The organism is Actinomadura sp. WAC 06369 (assembly GCF_003947565.1).
GTDB classification, from domain to species: domain Bacteria; phylum Actinomycetota; class Actinomycetes; order Streptosporangiales; family Streptosporangiaceae; genus Spirillospora; species Spirillospora rifamycini.
Genome location: NZ_QHJN01000339.1, coordinates 1 through 2,680, shown reverse-complemented (window position 1 = coordinate 2,680; position 2,680 = coordinate 1). Strand labels below are relative to the sequence as shown.

Annotated in this window: 1 protein-coding gene and 1 pseudogene; one reads left to right on the top strand and one right to left on the bottom strand. The window is 77.1% G+C overall.

The features are described 5' to 3' along the window. The first annotated feature begins 280 nt into the window (after nucleotides 1-280). On the top strand, nucleotides 281-1,966 hold the full coding sequence (locus tag DMH08_RS39225; RefSeq protein ID WP_125621316.1) for a MinD/ParA family ATP-binding protein: 1,686 nt from the start codon (nucleotides 281-283) through the stop codon (nucleotides 1,964-1,966). Nucleotides 1,967-1,980: 14 nt separating this feature from the next. Here the strand turns inward: DMH08_RS39225 and DMH08_RS40685 are convergent. Next, nucleotides 1,981-2,680: pseudogene (locus DMH08_RS40685) on the bottom strand (hypothetical protein); the annotation flags it as partial.

Sequence of the window (2,680 nt, the reverse complement as noted above, 5' to 3'; positions counted from 1 at the left end):
GCATGCCGGGGGGCTGGGACACGGCCTCGTCCTCTCGATCGGCGGGGGGTCGGGCGGCCGCCGTCGGGACCCGCTGTGGAGTTGTGCGGTACCGCTGCGGTGACCGCCGGTCATGCTAGCGGTCCGCCGCCCGGGGGTTCCCGCCCGTTTCCCCGTGGGCCGCGAAGTACCTGGTGCCCTGTGGTAGGGAAGAGTGCGGGCCTTCCCGGGACGTGCTCGGCGCGGGCCCGCGGTGTCTCCGCGGTCTCATAGGCTTGACCTTCGACGAGAGGGGGGGCGGATGTCGGATCCGAGCTGGCAGCACTCCGTACTGCGCGACCTCGGCGTGTCCCAGCGCGGTTTCACGGCTCTGAAGGAGGCTCCGCCGCTTCCGGCCCTGTCGGCGGAGGGGGCCGACACCGGTTCCCAGGACGCCGCGCCGGCCGCTCCGCCCGCGCAGCACTCCGGGCCGCAGCCCGTCCAGCCGCAGGCCGACGCGCCCGCACCGCCCATGCCGCCCGCGCAGCCGCAGCCGCAGGCCGACGCGACCGTGCAGCCGCCCGCCGACGCGCCCGCGCCGCCCGCGCCCGTCCCGCAGATGGACGCGCCGGCGCCCGCGCCCGTCCCGCAGCCGGTTCCCGAGCCGCCCGCGTCCGCGCCGCAGCCGCAGCCGCAGGCCGAGCCGCCCGCGCCGCAGCCGCCCGTGCCCGCGCCCCCGGCGCCCGCACCCGTGCCGCAGCCGGACGCGCCCGCCGCCCCGGCGCCCGTGCCGCAGGCGGCCCCCGAGGCGACCGCGCCGCCGCAGCAGCAGCCGGCCCCGGCGCCGCAGCCGCAGGACGCCACGGGGCAGCAGGAGGCCGCGGAGCCGCAGCTGCACGAGCCGGAGCAGCCCCCGCCGCCCATCGAGGACGAGTTCAGCTGGGAGGCGGCGATCTCCCCGGTCGGGCACATGGCCGCGCAGGCGCCGGGGATGGCGCAGGCGCCCGGTGCCGAGGAGGACGTCGCCGAGGAGGACCGGACGCCGCCGCCCGGTTCGGGCCCGCCGCCGGTCCCGGCGCCGCCGCAGCAGCAGCACGCGGGCGGCGCGGTGCCGATGGCGCACGAGTTCGTCCGCAAGGACCAGCACGGCGACGCGTTCATGCGCCGGATGGGGCGCGGCGTGAAGAAGGTCGTCGGCGGGTCCGGGGCGGTCAAGAACCAGCAGGAGATCTCCGAGTTCCTGCAGCGTCCGGTGCCGGGCTACCGGCAGGTGACGGTCGTGAGCGTGCGCGGCGGCGCGGGCAAGACGACGATGGCGGCGCTGCTGGCGACGGAGCTGGCGCGGCACCGCACCGACCGGGTCCTGGCGATGGACGCCGACGCGGAGCTGGGGTCGCTGCCGCTGCGGCTCGGGGTGCGGTCGGAGCTGTCGCTGTTCGACATCGCGGGCAAGCAGCCGCGGACGTTCGAGGAGGCCGCACAGTACCTGACGCGGACGCCGTCCGGCCTGTGGGTGCTGCCGGCGACGCGCGGCGGGCGGATCGCGGGCGAGTTCACGCTGGAGACGTTCGAGGCGGCGTTCAGCGCGGTCAGCCGGTTCATCTCCCTGGCGGTGATGGACTGCAGCGCCGGGATCCTCACCGAGCTGCACCGGGGGATCCTGGGCCGCACGCACAGCGTCGTCCTGGTGACGCCGGGGACGGTGGACGGCGCGCTGAGCGCGCGCGGGGCGCTGGAGTGGTTCGCGGGGCACGGCGGGCAGCGGGAGCTGCTGTCGCGCGCGGTGATCGCGATGGTGACGCACGCGCCGCAGGTCGGGGCCGACCTGGAGCGGGCGTCGCAGATGCTGACCGCGTGGGGCACCCCGGTCATCCACGTCCCCTACGACCGGCACATCGCGACGGGCGCCGCGATGGACATCGCCAAGATCGGCGAGGACACGCGGGGCGCGGTGTCGCGCGTCGCGTACGAGGCGTTCGGCCGGGCGCTGGGCGTCCCGACGCACTGACGCCGGGACGGGCGTCAGTCGGCGAAGCGCAGGGTGTTGGTGACCTCGACGCCGAGTTCGCCGGCGGTCCCGTAGACGTCGCCGTCGCGGCCGCCGGGGGAGCGGCCGTCGGCGTAGTACGACTGGGCGTAGACGACCTGGTCGTCCAGCGCCCAGGTGCGGGTCCAGTAGGCCGGCTCGGCCCGGGGGCGCGGGAGCCCGCTGTCCTCGGCGGGGGTCAGCAGCTCGGGCCAGCCGTCGGACGTCGTGGCCTCCTTGACCGCCTCGGCGTCCGCGGGCGTCGCGAACCGGAGGATCGACACCGCGGTGATGATCTTCTTGGCGGGGTCGGCGTAGACGGCGGAGTTCATGGCGCCCGCGCACGGGTGGTCCCGCAGGACGGCCTGGAGCTGCGCGTTGGCGCGGCCCACGCAGGACTGGGTGCGGGTGCCCGCCCGGGTGAACGTGGTGCCCTTGGCCGTCTCGAGGGTGGGGCCGAGGATGCTGAAGGGGTCCGAGGACGACGCGCGCGTCGGCGCGTCCGTCGGCGTGGACGGCGCCCGGGACGCGGGCGGGACGGTCGTGGCGGTGACGGCCCGCTCGTCGTCGCCGCTCTCGATCACGAGGAACGCGCCGATGGCGGCGATCGCGACGACCACGACCGCGCCGAACACCAGGAGCGGGATCAGCAGGCCGCCTCCGCCGCGCGGGGGCGGGGGCGGCGGCATCGGGGGG